Genomic DNA, 16,763 nt, shown 5'->3' on the forward strand with positions numbered 1-16,763 from the left:
GCCTGCAAAAAAATATCACTGCTGCGCATGCACCTGCTGCACCGCGGCCATCGCCAGCATATCCTCACCGCCGCCGCCCAGCCGCATACCGCGCACCGGACAAGCATCGAGATAATCCACACCCACCGCCAGACGTAAATGCTGGCGCGTACTGCGCGTATTGTTGGTGATATCAAAGCTGTGCCAACTGCCATCCAGCCAGGCTTCAACCCAGGCGTGAGTAGCAACGTGTTCGACATTGTCCGTATAAAGATAGCCGCTGACATAGCGCGCCGGGATCCCGAGACTGCGACAACAAGCCAGAAACACATGGCTGTGATCCTGGCAAACGCCGCTGCCCGCCGCAAATACTTTCGCTGCGGTATCACTCACCTGCGTGCTGCCAGGCTGGTACGGCATTTTCAACAGCAGCTCATCCATCAGTTTTTCCAGGCTGGCGAGCGGTTTTTCTGCGTGCCAGTAGCGCTGTGCGAAATCGCGAATCGCCGCATCGGGCAGGGTTAATGGCGTGGCGCGCAGAAACACCAATGGCGAAAGGATCGATTCAGGATCGGGGGAATACTCCCCTTCATCCAGAATTTCCACCACCCCGCGCGCGGCAATCTCCAGTTGCTGATGTGGCGTATCCAGCGTCAGCACATGCAACACGTTGCCGTAAGCATCCAGGGTGCGCGTGGCTTCGCACGGTAAATCGAGATCCCATGACAGAATCTGCTGGTGCACCGAGTTCTGCGGCGTCAGGCGCAGATACTGGGTGCTGAGTTTGACCTGATGCTCATAGGCATACCAGGTTTTGTGCTCGATGTTCAGTCTCATTTCGCCTCCAGATAGGTCTGATTGATGCTTTCTGCCAGCGCGTTGGTCTGCGAGAGAAAGTGATTAAGCCAGCTATACAACCCGTCACGCGTCAGACTTTCCCAGGTGCTGAAGCGCATTTCAGCCAACAGCACCGTCACCAGATAGCGTGGACGATCCTCACCGCTGCTGCCGATCTGTTCCAGCTGGTTGGCGATCTCCTCAATGCAGGAGTGCAGCGAACGCGGGCTTTCGTTACGCAGGATCAGCATCTCATTCACCAGATCCGGCATCAGCTGCTGCTTAAAGATGGCGTTATAGGCTTCACGCGCCGACACTGCACGCAGCAAGGTATCGAGGCAGTAATATTCCCGCACCGAATCGGGGTTCTGCTCCAGCAGTTGCTGGTTGACGCTCAACAAGCGCGCGGTGCCGTCGCTGCGCTCCATCAGCGTGCCGATACGGATAAAACACATCGCATCGCCACGCAGCAAAGTGCCGAACATCGCGCCGCGAAACAGGTGTGAGCGCTCTTTAACCCAGTCAAAAAAGCTGTCAGCGTTGGCGCTGGTGATGCCGCGTCGCCGCATGCTACGCATCTCAATCCACGTCGAGTTGATGCTCTCCCACACCTCAGACGACAGACTGCCGCGCACCGCGTGCGCATTGTTCCACGCCTCCTGCCAGCAGCTAAAAATGCTGCTGGGGTTACGATCGTCGAGGGCGAAAAAGTTAAACAGTTGCGGCATGGTGAAACGCCCGTTGAGGGTTTCAAACAGCTGGCGCGTGCCGGTGAGATTGAGCGGCAACAGCAGCTCATCGGTTTGGCTGTTACGCACCGGCATCAGCGAAAGCCGATTGGTGACATCCAGCACCCGGGCAAGTTGTTCTGCGCGCTCCAGATAGCGCGCCATCCAATAGAGGCCACTGGCCGTGCGGCTTAGCATGATGCGTCATCCTCCAGAACCCAGGTGTCCTTGGTGCCACCGCCCTGCGACGAGTTCACCACCAGCGAACCTTCGGTCAGCGCCACGCGGGTTAAGCCACCCGGTACTAAACGAATATCCGCTCCGCATAAGGCAAAGGGACGTAAATCGATATGACGCGGTGCCAGGCCGTTGTCGATAAAAGTCGGACAGGTGGAGAGCGATAGCGTGTCCTGGGCGATGTAGTTTTCCGGGCGTGCTTTCAGCCGTTCGCGGAAATCACTCAATTCTTGCTGGCTGGCCACCGGGCCAATCAACATGCCGTAACCGCCGGCGCCGTGCACCTCTTTCACCACCATTTTACTGAGATTGGCGAGGACGTAAGTTAGATCCTGCGGCTTACGGCACTGCCAGGTCGGCACGTTGTTGAGGATCGGATCTTCATCCAGATAGAAGCGGATCATGTCGGGCACGTAGGGATAGATCGATTTGTCATCGGCCACGCCGGTGCCAATCGCATTGGCCAGCACCACGTTGCCGGATCGATACACCGACAGCAGGCCCGGCACGCCGAGCATCGAATCGGGACGGAACGCCAGCGGATCGAGGAACGCATCATCAACACGGCGATAGATAACATCAATTTTGCAGGGGCCGGCGGTGGTGCGCATCATCACCGCACCGTCTTTGACAAACAGATCGGCACTTTCCACCAGCTCGACGCCCATCTGCTGCGCCAGGAAACTGTGTTCGAAGTAGGCGCTGTTGAAGCGGCCCGGTGTCAGCACCACCACCACCGGATCGTTGACCGGTGAGCTTTCGCGCAGGGTTTGCAGCAGATGCGAAGGATAGCGTTCTACCGGTGCCACATGCTGCTCGACAAACAACTCGGGATAGAGGCGCATCATCATCTTGCGGTTCTCCAGCATGTAAGAGACGCCAGATGGCGTGCGCAGATTGTCCTCCAGTACGTAGTACTCGCCGTCGTTGTTGCGCACCATATCGACACCGGTAATGTGCGCATAGATGTTGCGGTGCAGATCGACACCTTGCATGCAGGGCTGATATTGATCGTTTACCAGCACTTGCTCGGCAGGCACGATCCCCGCCTTGAGGATGTGTTGTTGATGGTAGATGTCATGCAGGAAGGCATTCAGCGCCTGCACGCGCTGGCGGATGCCGCGATCGAGCATCGCCCATTCACCCGCCGGAATAATACGCGGTACGCTGTCGAACGGGATGAGCCGTTCCGCGCCGCCATCGTCACCATAGACATTGAAGGTGATGCCCACACGATGAAACAACAGTTCCGCTTCTTCGCGCTTACGCGCCACGGCCTCTTTGTCCGCCTGTTGTAACCACTCCCAGTAATGCTGATAGTGCGCACGGTGTTCGCCGTTGCTCAATAACATCTCATCATAGAAGTGTGACGCTATCTGGTAGCTTTCTTTCATGATTTACCCGGCGCTTGTCAGAGGACCTGAATCCTCTCCTGCACAAAGTGTGCCAGAGGCTCACGCCCCAAACGGCACACGCGCCCCGATTGCGGAGCAGCGCCGGATAACCCTCAGATTGCACCTTACTGGTGCATCAACTGCTGCGCAATTGGCAGCCAGATATCCGTCATCGCCCCATCGCCCCCCGTGAAAGGATCGCGATGCGGTAAAGGTACGCGCGCGATTTGATCTTTCGCCGCGCGTAAGCGAGAAGGTTCATCACGCACGGTTTCCGGGGACATGCCTTCAGGATAGGCGCCAACGGCGAAAAAGTCGTCTGAGGCGAACACCTGTTTATGGCCGACACCGGCGGGGATCAGCACCGCATCGCCCTCGCGCAGCGTCACCATGCGGCCGCTATCGCCACCAAACAGCACTTCCGCCCAACCGGACGCCACACCCAGCACTTCATGGGTATTCGGATGGTAATGAGTGTAAGGAAAGATCGGTGCGCGCCACGCGGCCGGCCAGCCGTTGGCAGTGAAGGTTTTTTCAAACCATTCGGCGCTGTTGCTTTGCAGCTCTTCATCATAGTCAGGCGCGATGCCCGGCCAGATGATCAGCGGTAGCAGATTATTAGGCACGCCGCCTGAGGGCTGTGACAGCATCAAATGCTGCGGATTATTGGATGAACCTGCAGAAAAGGTACCGGCGGCGAAAGACATCAGTAACAGCAGGCTGGAAGTGTTGGCAGTCATACGCTTTCTCCGGGAAGCCACGTTGCTTAATTGTGGCAAACCCCGACGGCATTGCAATGTGCGCCCGCCGACAAAATTCACATAAAAGAATGATTTACCTTACTAAAGCCAAATTAGTTAGCAACATATTTAACATTTTGTGGGGCCGATAAAACCGTCAGCAAACTGTTATAAAAAAACACTCAGGATCTGTGTCTGATTCGCTTCACTGTTATGTGATTAACTGGCAGGCAGTAACATTTAGAGGTGAACTATGGAAGCGATCAAACAAATTCTGCTCGATGAAATCGCCACGCTGAACCGTGAAGGCCAGCGCGATAATCTGCCACGCTTTAGCTTTTCATTCCTCAAAACCCATCCGGGGCTGTGGGCGATCATGTACCTGTGCTACGCGCTGTGCGTGGCGCTGATCTTCTCCACTGAGATGCTCGGCTGGCCCGCGTTCTGGTTCGCCACCGCCTTTGTATTGGTGATGAGCTTCCTGATGCTGATGGATATCAACCCCAAATACCGCTTTGAGGATATCGACACGCTGGATCTGCGCGTGTGCTACAACGGTGAGTGGTATTACGTGCAGCCGGTGTCCCAGCAGGCGCTGGATAAAATCGTGGAAAATCCCGGCACGCCCGACCGCGTGCGCAGCGGCATCGATCGCCTGATGAAGCAGAAAGGCGAAGTGGATTTTTATGATGTTTATTACCTGACATGGGGAAATAAGCAGGCGGCATCCATCTGATTCATTGCCATTTATTGGAGGTGCGCATTAATGCGCACCCTACAAAATTCTCGCGATTGTGCTGGTTCGCCTAATACGGCAGCGGCATTTATCGGGCCGCTTCTGTATGCCGCGATTAAAGTCAGCCGCATTTATAGCGTCGCCATTTAGGGCGATTCCAGCTGAGCAATCAATTTCCCTAACGTCTCCACCGCCGCCTCGGCGCGGGCATCCCACGGCCAGGCGGTGTTGAAGCGGAAGCAGTGGCTGAACCCTTCACTGCCCGAGAACAGCTGGCCAGGGGCGATGCTGATGCCCTCTTTTAGCGCCAGATGATAGAGCTGCGTGGTGTTGATCTGCTGCGGCAGCGTAATCCACAGGAAATAGCCGCCCGGTGTATCGCTGATCTGCGCGTCAGCAGGCAGCACGCGACGTAAAGCCTGCTGCGCCAGCTGCTTACGTTTTGCCAGCGTCTGGCGCAGTTTCTTTAAGTGCGTGTCGTAACTGCGAGTGCTGAGGAAGTCAGCCAATGCCAGCTGCATCGGCGCGCTGGTGGAGAGTGTGCTCATGAGCTGAATACGCTGTACGCGCTGTGCGTAGCGCCCGGCAGCCACCCAACCTACGCGAAATCCCGCCACCAGATTCTTCGAAAAACTGCCGCAGTGCAGCACATTCCCCTCGCGATCAAAGGCTTTGGCGGGCAGAGGCTTGTCATGGCCGCTGTAGAGATCGCTGTAAACATCATCCTCAATCATCGCGACCTGATAGCGCGCCAGCAAAGACACCAACTGCTGTTTTCGTTCAGCGCTCAGGGTAAAGCCCAGCGGATTTTGCCGGTTGGTCATCAGCCAGCAGGCTTTGACCGGCCAGCGTTGCAGCGCCTGCTCTAGCTCGTCGAGATCGATGCCCTGCTCGACATCGCTGGCGATAGCAATCGCATTCAGTTTCAGCCGCTCAATCACCTGCAAGGCACCGTAAAACGAAGGATTTTCAATCACTACCCAATCGCCGGGTTCAGTCACCGCTTGCAGGCTGAGGTTCAGCGCTTCCATCGCACCGTTGGTGATGACGATATCGTCCGGCGACAGGGTGATGCCCTGTTGGGCATAACGTTGCGCCAGAATTTTCCGTAGCGCTTCGTTGCCAGGCGGCAGGTTATTCAGGGCATCGCTGGGTTTCAGATTGTGTGAGACCTTAACCAGCGAGCGCATCAGCTGACGCTGTGGAAAGAGTTCGGGATCGGGAAAGGCAGAGCCAAACGGCATGATGCCCGGATCACGCGTGGCTTGCAGCACATCAAAAACGAAACTGTTGGTGTCCGCCTGCTCGGTTTTGGCAATCGCCTGTGTGGGCAAACGTGGACGGCTTTCGGCAGCACGCGGCGCTACGTAGTATCCGGATTGCGGTTTTGACAGGATCCATCCCTGACTTTCCAGCACTTCGTAGGCGTGCATCACCGTCATCAGGCTGAGGCCGCTCTGTTCCGCCTGCTGGCGCAACGACGGCAGCTTTTCGCCCGGCGGCCAGATGCGCGCTTCGATCTGCGTCCGAAGCTGATCAACCAACTGCTGATATTTCGCCACCCTGGCTCCGATATGGGGGATAGAGGCGACCATTTTCCCTCACCCTGGGCCTGTCCCGCAAGCGAGAGAGAGCATCGTTGGGCAGGGAATCTACTCTGTACTCAGGTTTTACCGCCCATCCCCTGCTGACAGAAGAAGGGGTATTGAGTTGAGAGACTCATACAGGAAAGGGAATCACACTCAGGCACTCACTTTCTGCCGCGCACAGGCGTGCACCTTCCCCGGCTTGCAGGAGAGGTTGCCATGGGGGCAATCACTGCCCCCTCGCCTTAGGGGAGCTGCACCAGCTGCTGCTCGTTTTCGACAAAATTCGGCAACTCATGGATGCGTTCCGGCGGCACCGGTTTACCCAGCAGATAACCCTGCAACGTATCGCAACCCAGGCCGGTAAGAAACGCTTGCTGATCCTGAGTTTCCACCCCTTCTGCGACCACTTTGAGATCCAGTGACTGCGCCAATGCCACAATGGCAGAGACGATGGTGGCATCTTCTGATTTCGCCTGCAGCTCATTGACGAAGGCACGGTCGATCTTCAACTCACTGGCGGGCAAACGTTTCAAATAGAGCAGGCTGGAGTAACCCGTACCAAAATCATCGATCGAGGCTTTCACGCCCATATCCGTCAGTTGTGTCAGGATACGCACACTCTCTTCCGGATCACGCATCGCGGTGGTTTCCGTCACTTCCAGCGTCAGCAATTCGGCCGGGATCTGGTGCTTCGCCAGCGCCTGCGTCACGGTTTCCACCAGGTTGCTCTGTTCAAACTGCAGCGCGGAGAGATTCACCGCTACCGACCAGTGTGGATGGCCCTGCAGATGCCAGCTATGCAACTGACGACAGGCTTCGTTGATCACCCAATTGCCGATGTTGATGATCATGCCAGTCTTCTCGGCAATCGGCAGGAATTTGTCCGGTGCCAGCAAACCGCGCGAAGGATGTTCCCACCGCAACAGGGCTTCAAAACCAAGAATCGGACCGCTCGGCGCACAGTATTTTGGCTGGTAAAACAGACGTAACTCGCCGTTATCTAATGCTTGCCACAGGTCGTTGTTCAGCTGCAGCTGCGACTGCGCGAGGGTGTTCATCGATGGCTGGAAGAAGTTGTAGCCGTTACGGCCGTTGTTCTTGGTGTGGTACATCGCGGCATCGGCGTTAAACATCAGCTCGCGCTCATCTTTCCCGTCGCCAGGGTAGACCGCGATGCCGATACTCAGTGACACCATCAGTTCATAGCGCGAAATATCGAACGGGCGATCGACCGCTTTCACCAGCGCATCCGCTACCGCAGCGGCATCATTGGGCTCATCGATTTCGATCAGCAGCACAAACTCGTCGCCGCCCATGCGCGCCAGCGTGTGGTGACCTTTCATCTGGCCGATCATACGCTCGGCAACCGCAATCAGCAGGTTGTCACCGACATGGTGACCAAAAGCATCGTTGACCGCTTTGAAGCCATCCAAATCCATAAACATCAGCGCAAACTGCGACTTTTCGCGGTTGGCCTTGTTCATGGATTGCTCCAGACGGTCCTCGAGCAAAATACGGTTTGGCAGGCGTGTCAGGTTGTCGTGCAGGGCCAGTTGCGCCAGTTCACGGTTGGCTTCCGCCAGCGAGTGCGCAAGGATGGAGGTGCGCGCTTGCAGCCGAGCATCCAGCATCGAAACCAGCAAGGTGATACCAAGGATCGCCAGCGTCACCACGGTGACCACTATCGCCAGCCAGTTGCTGTTGACGCCCATGTGCGTGGCATGACTCATCATCGGGAAACTGGCAGCGGCCATACCGGTGTAGTGCATGCCGGCAATGGCGCAGCCCATCACCACCGAAGCGCCGAGACGCAGCATCGTCACGCGACCATGTCCTTCACGCAGGTTAAAGGCGAGCCACAGTGCCGCGCCCGATGCCACCAGCGCAATCACCACCGAAGCGGCAACCCAGCCCCAATTCCAGACGATGCCGGGCGCAAACATCAGTGCGGCCATGCCCATGTAGTGCATGGCGACCACGCCCGAACCGAGTACCAAAGCCCCGCCCGCTAAGCGCCGCCAGGATAAATCATGGGATGAGCACACCAGCCACAAGGCAAAAATCGATGCCAGAATCGCCACCGCCATCGACGTCGCCGTTAGCAGCGGATCGTAACTCATCACCATATCCAGGCTCATCGATAGCATGCCGATGAAATGCATCGCCCAGACGCCCACGCCCATGGCGAATCCACCGCCTAATAACCAAACCAGCGCCACCTTGCCGGTTGAAGAAGCTACGCGGCCCGCCATATCCAGCGCGGTAAACGAAGCCAGCATCGCCACCAGAATGGAAACGATGACGGTAAACGAATCGTACGAAGTCACTAACATAGTGATTTCCCAAGTTAAAGCCGTTGTCACTCAGCTGTGGTGTTATAAAGAAAAAGTCAATGTCATTGGTTTTATTGTGTGATTTATCGGCAGATAACCTGCCGATTTGAGTCTTTGAACGATGAAACCTTCCGATGCGGAAGAAAATAAAAATTGTTTATCAGGCGCTGGTTAAAGGCAGCGGGTGCTCAGCAAACAGCGGCGGTGCATTAAACGCAGCGGTGAATTCACCGATACGCTCCGCTGGTGTCGGCTTGCCGAGCAGATAGCCCTGCAGCGTGTCAAAACCGAGTCCGGTCAGCAAACGCTGCTGCTCCTCAGTTTCCACCCCTTCGGCGACCATGCGCAGATTGAGACTTTGGGCGAGCGTCAGCATCGCGCTCACGACGGTGGCGTCCTCGCTGTCGGCACGCAGGCTGTTAATAAAGGCGCGGTCGATTTTCAGTTCGGTGGCTTCCAGATGTTTCAGATGCAGCAAATTGGCATAACCGATACCGAAGTTATCGATCGCCACTTTCACGCCCAATTGGTGCAGTTCAGCAATGCGCTGCTGGCTGAACTGCGGGTCGCGCATCGCGATATTCTCGGTGATCTCCAGCATCAGCGCGCCCTCCGGCAGCTGATAACGTTGCAGTGCATGACGTAAGCTGTCGATAAGATCACGCTGATGGAATTGCAACGCCGAAAGGTTGACGGACACGCTCCAGTCGCGGTGACCTTCATCGTGCCACTGCTTCAACTGGCGGCACGCCTCGTTGATCACCCAATTGCCCAGCGCCACGATTTGCCCGGTTTTCTCCGCGCGCGGCAGGAACATATCTGGCATTAGCAATCCCCGACGTGGATGCTGCCAGCGCAATAACGCTTCGAAGCCCATCAGCACCGTGCCGCCCGCGCGGAATTTTGGCTGATAGAACAGGCACATTTCCTGATACTCCAGCGCATTCCACAGATCATTCGCCAGCGCCAGCTGATGCTGCGCCACCGCGCTCATCACCGGTTCAAACAAGCACCAGCCGTTACGGCCACTGTGTTTGGTGTGGTACATGGCGGAATCGGCGTTGAACATCATCTCCTGCTGGCTACGACCGTGCAGTGGGAACACTACGATGCCAATACTGAGTGACACCCGCAGCGAATAACGATCCAGTTCAAACGGTGCATCGATGGCATTGACCAACCGTTGCGCCAGCGCCGAGGCCTGCAAATCATTGTACTGCGGACACAGCAACACAAACTCATCGCCTCCAAGTCGCGCCAGTAACACGCCTTCGCCCAGTTGTACGCGCAGTCGCTCAGCTACCGCGATGAGCAGACGATCGCCCACATGATGGCCCCAGGTATCGTTGACCGCCTTGAAGCCGTCGAGATCCATAAACATCAGCGCAAAGGTTTCATCCTGCAAAGTGGCTTGCTTGATCTGTGCCGTCAGTTGCTGCTCCAGCAGCACGCGGTTGGGCAGCGAGGTGAGATTGTCATGCATCGCCAACTGGCGCAGTTCACTGTTGGCGAGTTTGAGTTTGGCGGCCAGACGTGCCGCGCGTAGCTGGGCATCCAGCATGGAAACTAATAGCGTGAGGCCAAGAATGGACAGCGTGATAACGGTCACCCACACCGCCAATCCATCTTCACTGATGCCATGGTGCTGCTGCATGGTGCTCGGCATGCTGTACTCCGCCGCAGCCATGCCGGTGTAGTGCATCCCGGCGATGGCAATGCCCATCACCAGCGCAGCACAAACGCGCATGATCCACACGCTCTCGCCCTGGCGCAGATGAAACGCCAGCCACAGGGCCGCACCTGAGGCGGCATAGGCAATCACCACGGAGAGCGCGACCAGCGGCATGTCCCAGCGAATCGCCGGTTCGATCATCAGGGCATTCATGCCGATGTAATGCATCGCCACGACACCGCTGCCAAGTATCAGTGCGCCACGTACCAGCCGACGTGGAGTTAAATGGCTGCCCTGCACGCCCTGCGCGAAAGCAAAGATGGCAGAGAGGATCGCTACCAGCAGAGAAACCGTGGTGAGGGTAATATCATAACGCATGGTCATTGGCATCATCATCGCCAGCATGCCAATGAAGTGCATCGCCCAGATGCCAATGCCCATCGCGGTGCCACCGCCAATCAGCCACATTTTCGCCAGGCAGCCGCGTGAAACCGCGACGCGTCCCGCCGTATCCAGTGCGGTAAACGCAGCAATGAAGGCCACGATCAATGAAACCGTGACCAGAACGCTATCCCAGGTAACCAGCAGCATGTGCGCTCCTAAACTCAGCCCGCTGCGGAGCAGGTGCTGTATCGTCAAAAAAGTTCAAAGTGTTCGAGAACATTGATTAAGGGTGAGTCATGACCGCACGTAGTGAGGCAGAGGGAGTAACCGATCCAGACAATTCTGGAAACACCGCGCTATGTTTTTGGTTTTTCATGGTCAGTCGCAGTAAGAAAAATTAATAATATCTGATTAATGCACGAACATAGCATTGAACGGTTAATCGCGGTAGAGGGTTAAATCACTCGCTGTTTAGTTTTTTTAACCGGTTGTCATCCCTTGCGATTACTGCGTTATCGGCGAAAAGTGTGAATTGATTAATGAAAAATCTAAGCGCAACGCTCCCAGTGGTGATTTGCTGATCTATAGTAAAGAAAACTGATATAAATCCTAAACCCACCATCTAAGAATATTCCTAGATGTCGGGCACTTACGCGGTAAAGCCGATCGTGGCTCTTGTTTGACTTCAGATTCGTTACATAAATGAATCACCAGGTGAAAAAGCACTGACCTTGGATAATCAGTAAGGAATGATTATGAAACTCAAGCTTTTTCTTTTGGCGTCCAGCCTGAGCGTCGTGCTCGCCCCTCACGCGGCATTTGCCGCCACCACAACGGGAACCATTAATGCGACCCTGACCCTGACCACCGGGTGCCTGGTGAATGGTCAGTCTGCCACCACGGGAGTCAACTTCGGTACCCTGAACTTTGGTAGCAGCGCCGCAACCTTTGATACCCTGAACGCCACGTTGGTCGGTGCATCGGGCAACGGTATTTATGTTCGCTGCACCACCGGCCAGACTTTCAACGTGCAGGTCACCAGCAGTAATGCTGCACCGGCGACCATTTACGGCACCGTTAGCGGCCAGCCGCGCTATCTGATCCTCGGTTCCAATAACACCCAAGGCATTGCCTATACCCTGTATAGCGATGCGGCATTCACCACCGCCATCGCCAATAACACCAACATTGCCGCCAGCGGCACCACGGACCCGACCTTAGGCACTAACTACGCCATTTACGGTCGTGTCGTGGGGGGCGGGTTTAACCCACTGATCCCGGCAGGGACTTATACCGACACCATTAACGTTGCGGTGAACTACTGAGGTCAGTTGTGGGGTAATCAGGGTGGCCGTGGTGCAGCGTTGGGCGCACAATGCAGGCGGCGTTGCCCTGCTGATAGGGAGTGTCTCTGCCTGGGGGTTGCCAACCGCAACCTTCCAGGTCTCTGCATCAGTAGTGGCAGGCTGTGTGGTCTCCGGTACCAATACCGGGGTCTTTGGCACGCTTAATTTCGGCACGCAATCGGGTGTGTCCTCCAGCAGCGTGAGCGCCAGCTATGTGCAAAGCACCACCATCATCCTTGCCTGCACGCCAGGCACCGCCGTTAGCATGAGTATCAATGGCGGCTCCAATTACTCCACGACCCGTAATCTCAAGGTCTCGGGCAACACCAATACCGTGCCCTATACCCTTTACACCAACGCGGCACACACCTCGGCTATCCCAGTGAATAGCGCCGTGGCGCTGAGTTACAGCAACGCCAATAACATTACTTTGCCGATTTATGGCCTGTTAACGCTGCCCGGCCCCACGCGCGCCGGCACTTATACCGACACCTTAACCGTTACGCTTAGCTGGTGACGGCAGTGATAAAGAAGGATGAATAATCATGAACCTGCGCGCCTTGCTACTGTTGTTTATTATGGCCCTAATGCCTGCTGCCCACGCCGCCAATTCGCTGATGATTTGGCCCATCGATCCCGCCATCAATCCCAATGATAAAGCCAGTGAGCTGTGGCTGGAAAACCGTGGGAATACCACCACCATGATGCAGGTGCGCATCTTTAGCTGGCTGCAAGTGGGCGGCCAGGAACAGTATCAGACCCAGCAGCAAGTGGTCGCCAGCCCACCAATGGTGCGCCTCGAACCGGGTCAGAAACAGCTGGTGCGACTCATTAAGCAGGGCGCGCCGCAAGCGGGACGCGAAATGTCCTACCGCGTGGTGCTGGATGAAATCCCTACGCCACGCACACCCGGCGAAAATCAGGCGGGATTAACTTTCCAGATGCGCTATTCGGTACCGCTGTTTGTTTATGGTAACGGCGTTACCAGCGACAGTGCGAAGCCGCAACTCAGCTGGCAACAGGTGGACAGTGGTGGCAAGCGCTGGCTGGAGCTCACCAACCGTGGCAACGGCCATGCGCGGCTGAGTAACGTCACCATTGGTGGTCGCCGCCTGGGCAATGGTCTGTTTGGCTATGTACTGGCAAACAGCAGCAATCGCTGGCCATTAACCAGCAGCGTGAGCGGAGAGTTGTCAGCGGAGGTGAATAAAGGGCACTGGAGCAGCGCGGCCGCGCGTTGATGACGTTTTCGCTGCATCCCTGCACGCTGGCAGTGGCTAGCGTGCTATGCCTGTTACCTCAAATCAGTAGCGCGGAGACCTTCTCCGAGCTACCACCGCCCCCTGCGCTGGAGAACAACGCCAGCGGTCAGCAGTACATGCTGGAGCTGGTGGTGAATCAGAACGCTCGCGGCGATATCGTGCCGGTGGAGCGTAAAAACGGGGACTTTTGGCTGCGCAGTGGCGATTTACAGCGTGCCGGTATCCCTGCGGAGAAACTTCAGGGCGAGCAAATCGATGTGAATCAACTGGCGGAGGTGAAAGCCGAATATGACGAGCGCCGTCAGCGCCTGTTGCTCACCGTTCCGCCCGCCTGGCTGCCCGGCCAGGTGATCGGTAAAGATCAGCGCGGCCCACGCTATCCGGGGCGCGCCAGTAACGGTGCGCTGCTCAATTACGACTTTTACGCCACCCGTACCGATAATGCCGGTTCCCGCCTGTCGAGCTGGAATGAGCTGCGCGTGTTTGGCCCCATCGGACAGTTCTCCACCAATGGCGTCTACACCCAACAACTTGAAGGCGGCGTAAGCGGTCAGCAAGAGGGATATATTCGCTACGACACCTGGTTTAGCAATGAAGATGAGAACGATGCGATCAGCTGGCGTGCCGGAGACCTGGTGACCGATGCGCTGAGCTGGAGTAACAGCGTGCGTCTGGGTGGCGTGCAGATTGCGCGTGATTTCAGCGTGCGACCGGATTTGGTCACTTACCCTCTGCCGGCGTTTTCCGGCCAGGCCGCGGTGCCCTCTTCCGTCGATCTGTTTATTAACGGTTATCGCAGTACGCAAGCCAATGTGCAGCCGGGTCCGTGGTCGCTGACCAATGTGCCGTTCGTCAATGGCGCGGGCGATGCGGTGATCACCACCACCGATGCCGTGGGGCGTCAGGTCACCACCACGCTGCCGTTTTATGTATCGAGCAGCCTGCTGCGACAGGGTTTGTCGGATTACTCCTTCTCTGCCGGTGCCCTGCGTGAAAACTACGGACTGGAAAACTTTGACTATGGCGCAGCGGCAGCCAGCGGATCTTATCGTTACGGGTTAACCGACTGGCTGACGCTGGAGAGCCATGCGGAAGGCAGCGACAACGTGGCCACCGGCGGCGCAGGAGGCTTAGTGAAGCTCGGCAGTTGGGGGGTAGTGAATGGTGCCCTGGCACAAAGCCAGATGGAGGGAAAACCCGGCACGCAATACAGTTGGGGTTATCAATATAACAACAGCTGGTTCAGCCTCGGCACGCAGCATATTTTACGCACTGCAGATTACGGCAATCTGGCGCTGGTTGGCAGCCGGGGCGACAGCGCTAACACCAGTTATTCACTGGCGCGACGCAGTGCACAATACACCGCCAGCGTGTCACTTAATCAATATGGCAGTCTGGGTCTGGCCTATTTTGATATTGCCGGAGGATCAGGCGATCGCACCCGTTTATGGAACCTGTCCTGGAGTAAAAACCTGTGGGGTAACAGTAGCTTGTATATCTCCGCCAGCCGCGATCAGGAACAGGGCGACTGGAGCGGTGCTATCTCTCTGGTGATCCCGTTCGGCGAACAGAGCAGCGCTTCGGTGAGCTACGAGCGCGATCAGCAGGGCAACAACAATCAGCGTCTCTATGTGTCACGCGCCATGCCGACCGATGGTGGCTTTGCTTACGATGCGGCCTGGGCCAATCAGGGCAGCGACAGCGGTAATTATCGTCAGGCGAGCCTGCGCTATCGCAATAACAAAATTGACACCTCCGCCGGATTCTACGGCGATAACGATAACACCACGCAGTGGGCCGATTTCACCGGTTCGCTGGTGCTGATGGATAACCGCGTGTTTGCCGCCAACGATATTAATGATGCGTTTGTGGTGGTGAAAACCGACTACCCCGATGTCACGGTGCGCTATGAAAACCAGGCAATGGGACGCACCGATAATCAGGGCTATTTGCTGGTGCCCTCGATCAGCAGTTACTACGGCGCGAAATATGACATCGATACCCTGGATTTACCGGCTGACCGCACCGCGCCAAAGGTGGAACAGCGTTTTGCAGTGAAACGGAAAAGTGGTTACCTGCTGAACTTCCCGGTAGAGCGCCTGCGTGCCGCCAGCGTGGTGCTGCATGATAAACAGGGGCAACCGTTGCCAATCTCCAGCCAGGTGTTGCGTCCGAATCAGGGTACGGAATATATCGGATGGGATGGCATTATCTGGATGGAGAACCTGAGCGCTGAAAACCCAATTCATGTCGTGACGCCTGATGGGCGCAGTTGTGATACCACGCTGACCATTGCAGACGGCCAGCCAAAAGCGCTGGAAACCTACGGTCCGCTGACGTGCGATCTGCCACCGCCTGCACCAGGTTCGGCGGTCAGCACGGCCAATAATTCACAGTCAGGAATCTCACCATGAGAAAGATTTTTTTGCTGCTGGCGCTGTTTATCTTGCCGGGCACCAGCTATGCGCTTTGTAGTTTATCGGCTCCAGCGGCGACCTTCGGCTCCGTGACCACCTTCGCGGTTGGCTCTACCGTGCAGAACACTTCCAGCACCACCAACGTCAACTGTGGTTCCGGCACGCTTTCGCTGTTGGGCACCGATAACGTCACTTACGCCTTCACCACTGCGACCTATCTCAGCGGCACACGCGCGGTGTTGAAAAGTTCGAGCACCGGCACCGACAGCATTCCGATTCAGATGTGCATCGACAGCGCCTGCGCCACGGAATTGCAGCAGGGCGGCAGCTATCGCTGGAGCTCGGCCTTGCTGCTGGCGCTTGGGAACAGCCTTAACTTTAATATTCCGCTCTATTTCCGCACCCTAACGGGACAGGTGATTGCAGCCGGCACTTACACCACGACGATAACCATAACGGTGAGTTATACGGTATGTGCCGGGTTGAACGTTGCAGGTGCGTGCGTAGGTACGGTGCAAACCAGTACCGGCACCGCGATGCCGATTACCGTTAACCTGATAGTGACGAATGACTGCACCACCATCACCGCCCCTAACGTGAGTTTTGGCAGCGCGCCGCTGGTGGGGAGTTTCTCCACGGTGCAGCAGACCATCAACGTGGTGTGTTCAAAAGGCAGCACCTTCACTGTGGGGTTGAGCAATGGCAGTTACTACAGCGGCACCACGCGCCAGATGGCGAGCGGCACTAACCGACTGGCGTACGACATCTACAAAGGCACCACCACCACAACGCGCTGGGGACCGACCGGCACCGACCGCTGGAGCAGCGCCAGCGCCACCTCTCTGAACGCGGATCTGGTGACGCGCAATTTCACCTATACCGCGCAGATTCTGACGACGCAGAATACGCCAGCGGCAGGGAGTTATACGGATAGCGTGGTGGTGGACCTGTCGTTTTAGGCAGGGCATTGGCGACGCTCTAGTCTGTTAACAAGGACTCGATGAATGAGTCCCCCCACACAAACAAAAAAGCAGCCCCTTCAGAAAGAGGCTGCTTTATTCGAATAGCTTCTTAACGGGCTGTCATGAGACCCGCTGTCAGCCAGGACG

The 16,763-nt window shown here is 56.6% G+C and carries 13 protein-coding genes; 6 read left to right on the forward strand and 7 right to left on the reverse strand.

Going from position 1 to position 16,763, the window contains the following annotated elements; translation table 11 throughout:
* Positions 1-15 precede the first annotated feature (15 nt).
* From VI01_RS08395 to VI01_RS08410, 4 genes are all read right to left on the reverse strand, one after another.
* Positions 16-816 (reverse strand): transglutaminase family protein, encoded by an 801-nt coding sequence (locus tag VI01_RS08395; RefSeq protein ID WP_034828459.1) that lies wholly within the window; start codon positions 814-816, stop codon positions 16-18.
* On the reverse strand, positions 813-1,742 hold the full coding sequence (locus VI01_RS08400) for an alpha-E domain-containing protein (RefSeq protein WP_045814777.1): 930 nt from the start codon (positions 1,740-1,742) through the stop codon (positions 813-815). The genes VI01_RS08395 and VI01_RS08400 overlap by 4 nt, the downstream gene beginning before the upstream one ends.
* Complete coding sequence (locus VI01_RS08405) at positions 1,736-3,175, reverse strand: circularly permuted type 2 ATP-grasp protein (RefSeq protein ID WP_045814778.1); 1,440 nt, start codon at positions 3,173-3,175, stop codon at positions 1,736-1,738. The genes VI01_RS08400 and VI01_RS08405 overlap by 7 nt, the downstream gene beginning before the upstream one ends.
* A gap of 125 nt (positions 3,176-3,300) precedes the next feature.
* Complete coding sequence (locus VI01_RS08410) at positions 3,301-3,915, reverse strand: cupin domain-containing protein (protein ID WP_045814779.1); 615 nt, start codon at positions 3,913-3,915, stop codon at positions 3,301-3,303.
* 253 nt (positions 3,916-4,168) lie between these two features.
* Here VI01_RS08410 and VI01_RS08415 point away from each other — a divergent pair, with 253 nt between their 5' ends.
* The gene (locus VI01_RS08415) at positions 4,169-4,651 is read left to right on the forward strand and encodes a YlaC family protein (protein ID WP_045814780.1); all 483 of its coding nucleotides are present in this window, start codon (positions 4,169-4,171) and stop codon (positions 4,649-4,651) included.
* Positions 4,652-4,797: 146 nt separating this feature from the next.
* On the opposite strand, the gene VI01_RS08420 is transcribed toward VI01_RS08415, so the two are convergent.
* The 3 genes from VI01_RS08420 to VI01_RS08430 form a co-directional block, all read right to left on the reverse strand.
* Positions 4,798-6,213, reverse strand: a complete 1,416-nt coding sequence (locus VI01_RS08420) for a PLP-dependent aminotransferase family protein (protein ID WP_045814781.1) — start codon at positions 6,211-6,213, stop codon at positions 4,798-4,800.
* A gap of 269 nt (positions 6,214-6,482) precedes the next feature.
* The gene (locus tag VI01_RS08425) at positions 6,483-8,573 is read right to left on the reverse strand and encodes a bifunctional diguanylate cyclase/phosphodiesterase (protein WP_045814782.1); all 2,091 of its coding nucleotides are present in this window, start codon (positions 8,571-8,573) and stop codon (positions 6,483-6,485) included.
* Positions 8,574-8,733: 160 nt separating this feature from the next.
* A complete protein-coding gene (locus VI01_RS08430) occupies positions 8,734-10,836 on the reverse strand; it encodes a bifunctional diguanylate cyclase/phosphodiesterase (RefSeq protein ID WP_045814783.1) in 2,103 nt (700 codons plus the stop codon).
* A gap of 548 nt (positions 10,837-11,384) precedes the next feature.
* On the opposite strand from VI01_RS08430, the gene VI01_RS08435 reads away from it, so the two are divergent.
* Genes VI01_RS08435 through VI01_RS08455 form a run of 5 tightly spaced genes read left to right on the forward strand, consistent with a single transcriptional unit; the run spans position 11,385 to position 16,613 of the window.
* Positions 11,385-11,954 carry a spore coat protein U domain-containing protein gene (locus VI01_RS08435; protein ID WP_045814784.1) on the forward strand — a complete coding sequence of 190 codons (570 nt, stop codon included), beginning with the start codon at positions 11,385-11,387 and terminating at the stop codon, positions 11,952-11,954.
* Positions 11,955-11,982: 28 nt separating this feature from the next.
* Positions 11,983-12,492 (forward strand): spore coat U domain-containing protein, encoded by a 510-nt coding sequence (locus VI01_RS08440; RefSeq protein WP_369801871.1) that lies wholly within the window; start codon positions 11,983-11,985, stop codon positions 12,490-12,492.
* A gap of 25 nt (positions 12,493-12,517) precedes the next feature.
* Positions 12,518-13,216, forward strand: coding sequence for a molecular chaperone (locus VI01_RS08445; RefSeq protein WP_197079578.1), 699 nt, complete (start codon positions 12,518-12,520; stop codon positions 13,214-13,216).
* Positions 13,213-15,651, forward strand: coding sequence for a fimbria/pilus outer membrane usher protein (locus VI01_RS08450; protein ID WP_197079575.1), 2,439 nt, complete (start codon positions 13,213-13,215; stop codon positions 15,649-15,651). Before VI01_RS08445 ends, VI01_RS08450 begins: the two co-directional genes overlap by 4 nt.
* Positions 15,648-16,613: a spore coat protein U domain-containing protein gene (locus VI01_RS08455; protein ID WP_045814788.1), complete on the forward strand. Its 966-nt coding sequence runs from the start codon at positions 15,648-15,650 to the stop codon at positions 16,611-16,613. Before VI01_RS08450 ends, VI01_RS08455 begins: the two co-directional genes overlap by 4 nt.
* Positions 16,614-16,763 lie beyond the last annotated feature (150 nt).

Source organism: Pantoea sp. SM3 (assembly GCF_000963995.1).
Lineage (GTDB): Bacteria > Pseudomonadota > Gammaproteobacteria > Enterobacterales > Enterobacteriaceae > Pantoea > Pantoea rwandensis_B.

Coding starts and splice junctions, on each gene's coding strand:
- VI01_RS08395 (WP_034828459.1), bottom strand. CDS start 816: ATGAGACTGAACATCGAGCACAAAACCTGGTATGCCTATGAGCATCAG.
- VI01_RS08400 (WP_045814777.1), bottom strand. CDS start 1,742: ATGCTAAGCCGCACGGCCAGTGGCCTCTATTGGATGGCGCGCTATCTG.
- VI01_RS08405 (WP_045814778.1), bottom strand. CDS start 3,175: ATGAAAGAAAGCTACCAGATAGCGTCACACTTCTATGATGAGATGTTA.
- VI01_RS08410 (WP_045814779.1), bottom strand. CDS start 3,915: ATGACTGCCAACACTTCCAGCCTGCTGTTACTGATGTCTTTCGCCGCC.
- VI01_RS08415 (WP_045814780.1), top strand. CDS start 4,169: ATGGAAGCGATCAAACAAATTCTGCTCGATGAAATCGCCACGCTGAAC.
- VI01_RS08425 (WP_045814782.1), bottom strand. CDS start 8,573: ATGTTAGTGACTTCGTACGATTCGTTTACCGTCATCGTTTCCATTCTG.
- VI01_RS08430 (WP_045814783.1), bottom strand. CDS start 10,836: ATGCTGCTGGTTACCTGGGATAGCGTTCTGGTCACGGTTTCATTGATC.
- VI01_RS08435 (WP_045814784.1), top strand. CDS start 11,385: ATGAAACTCAAGCTTTTTCTTTTGGCGTCCAGCCTGAGCGTCGTGCTC.
- VI01_RS08455 (WP_045814788.1), top strand. CDS start 15,648: ATGAGAAAGATTTTTTTGCTGCTGGCGCTGTTTATCTTGCCGGGCACC.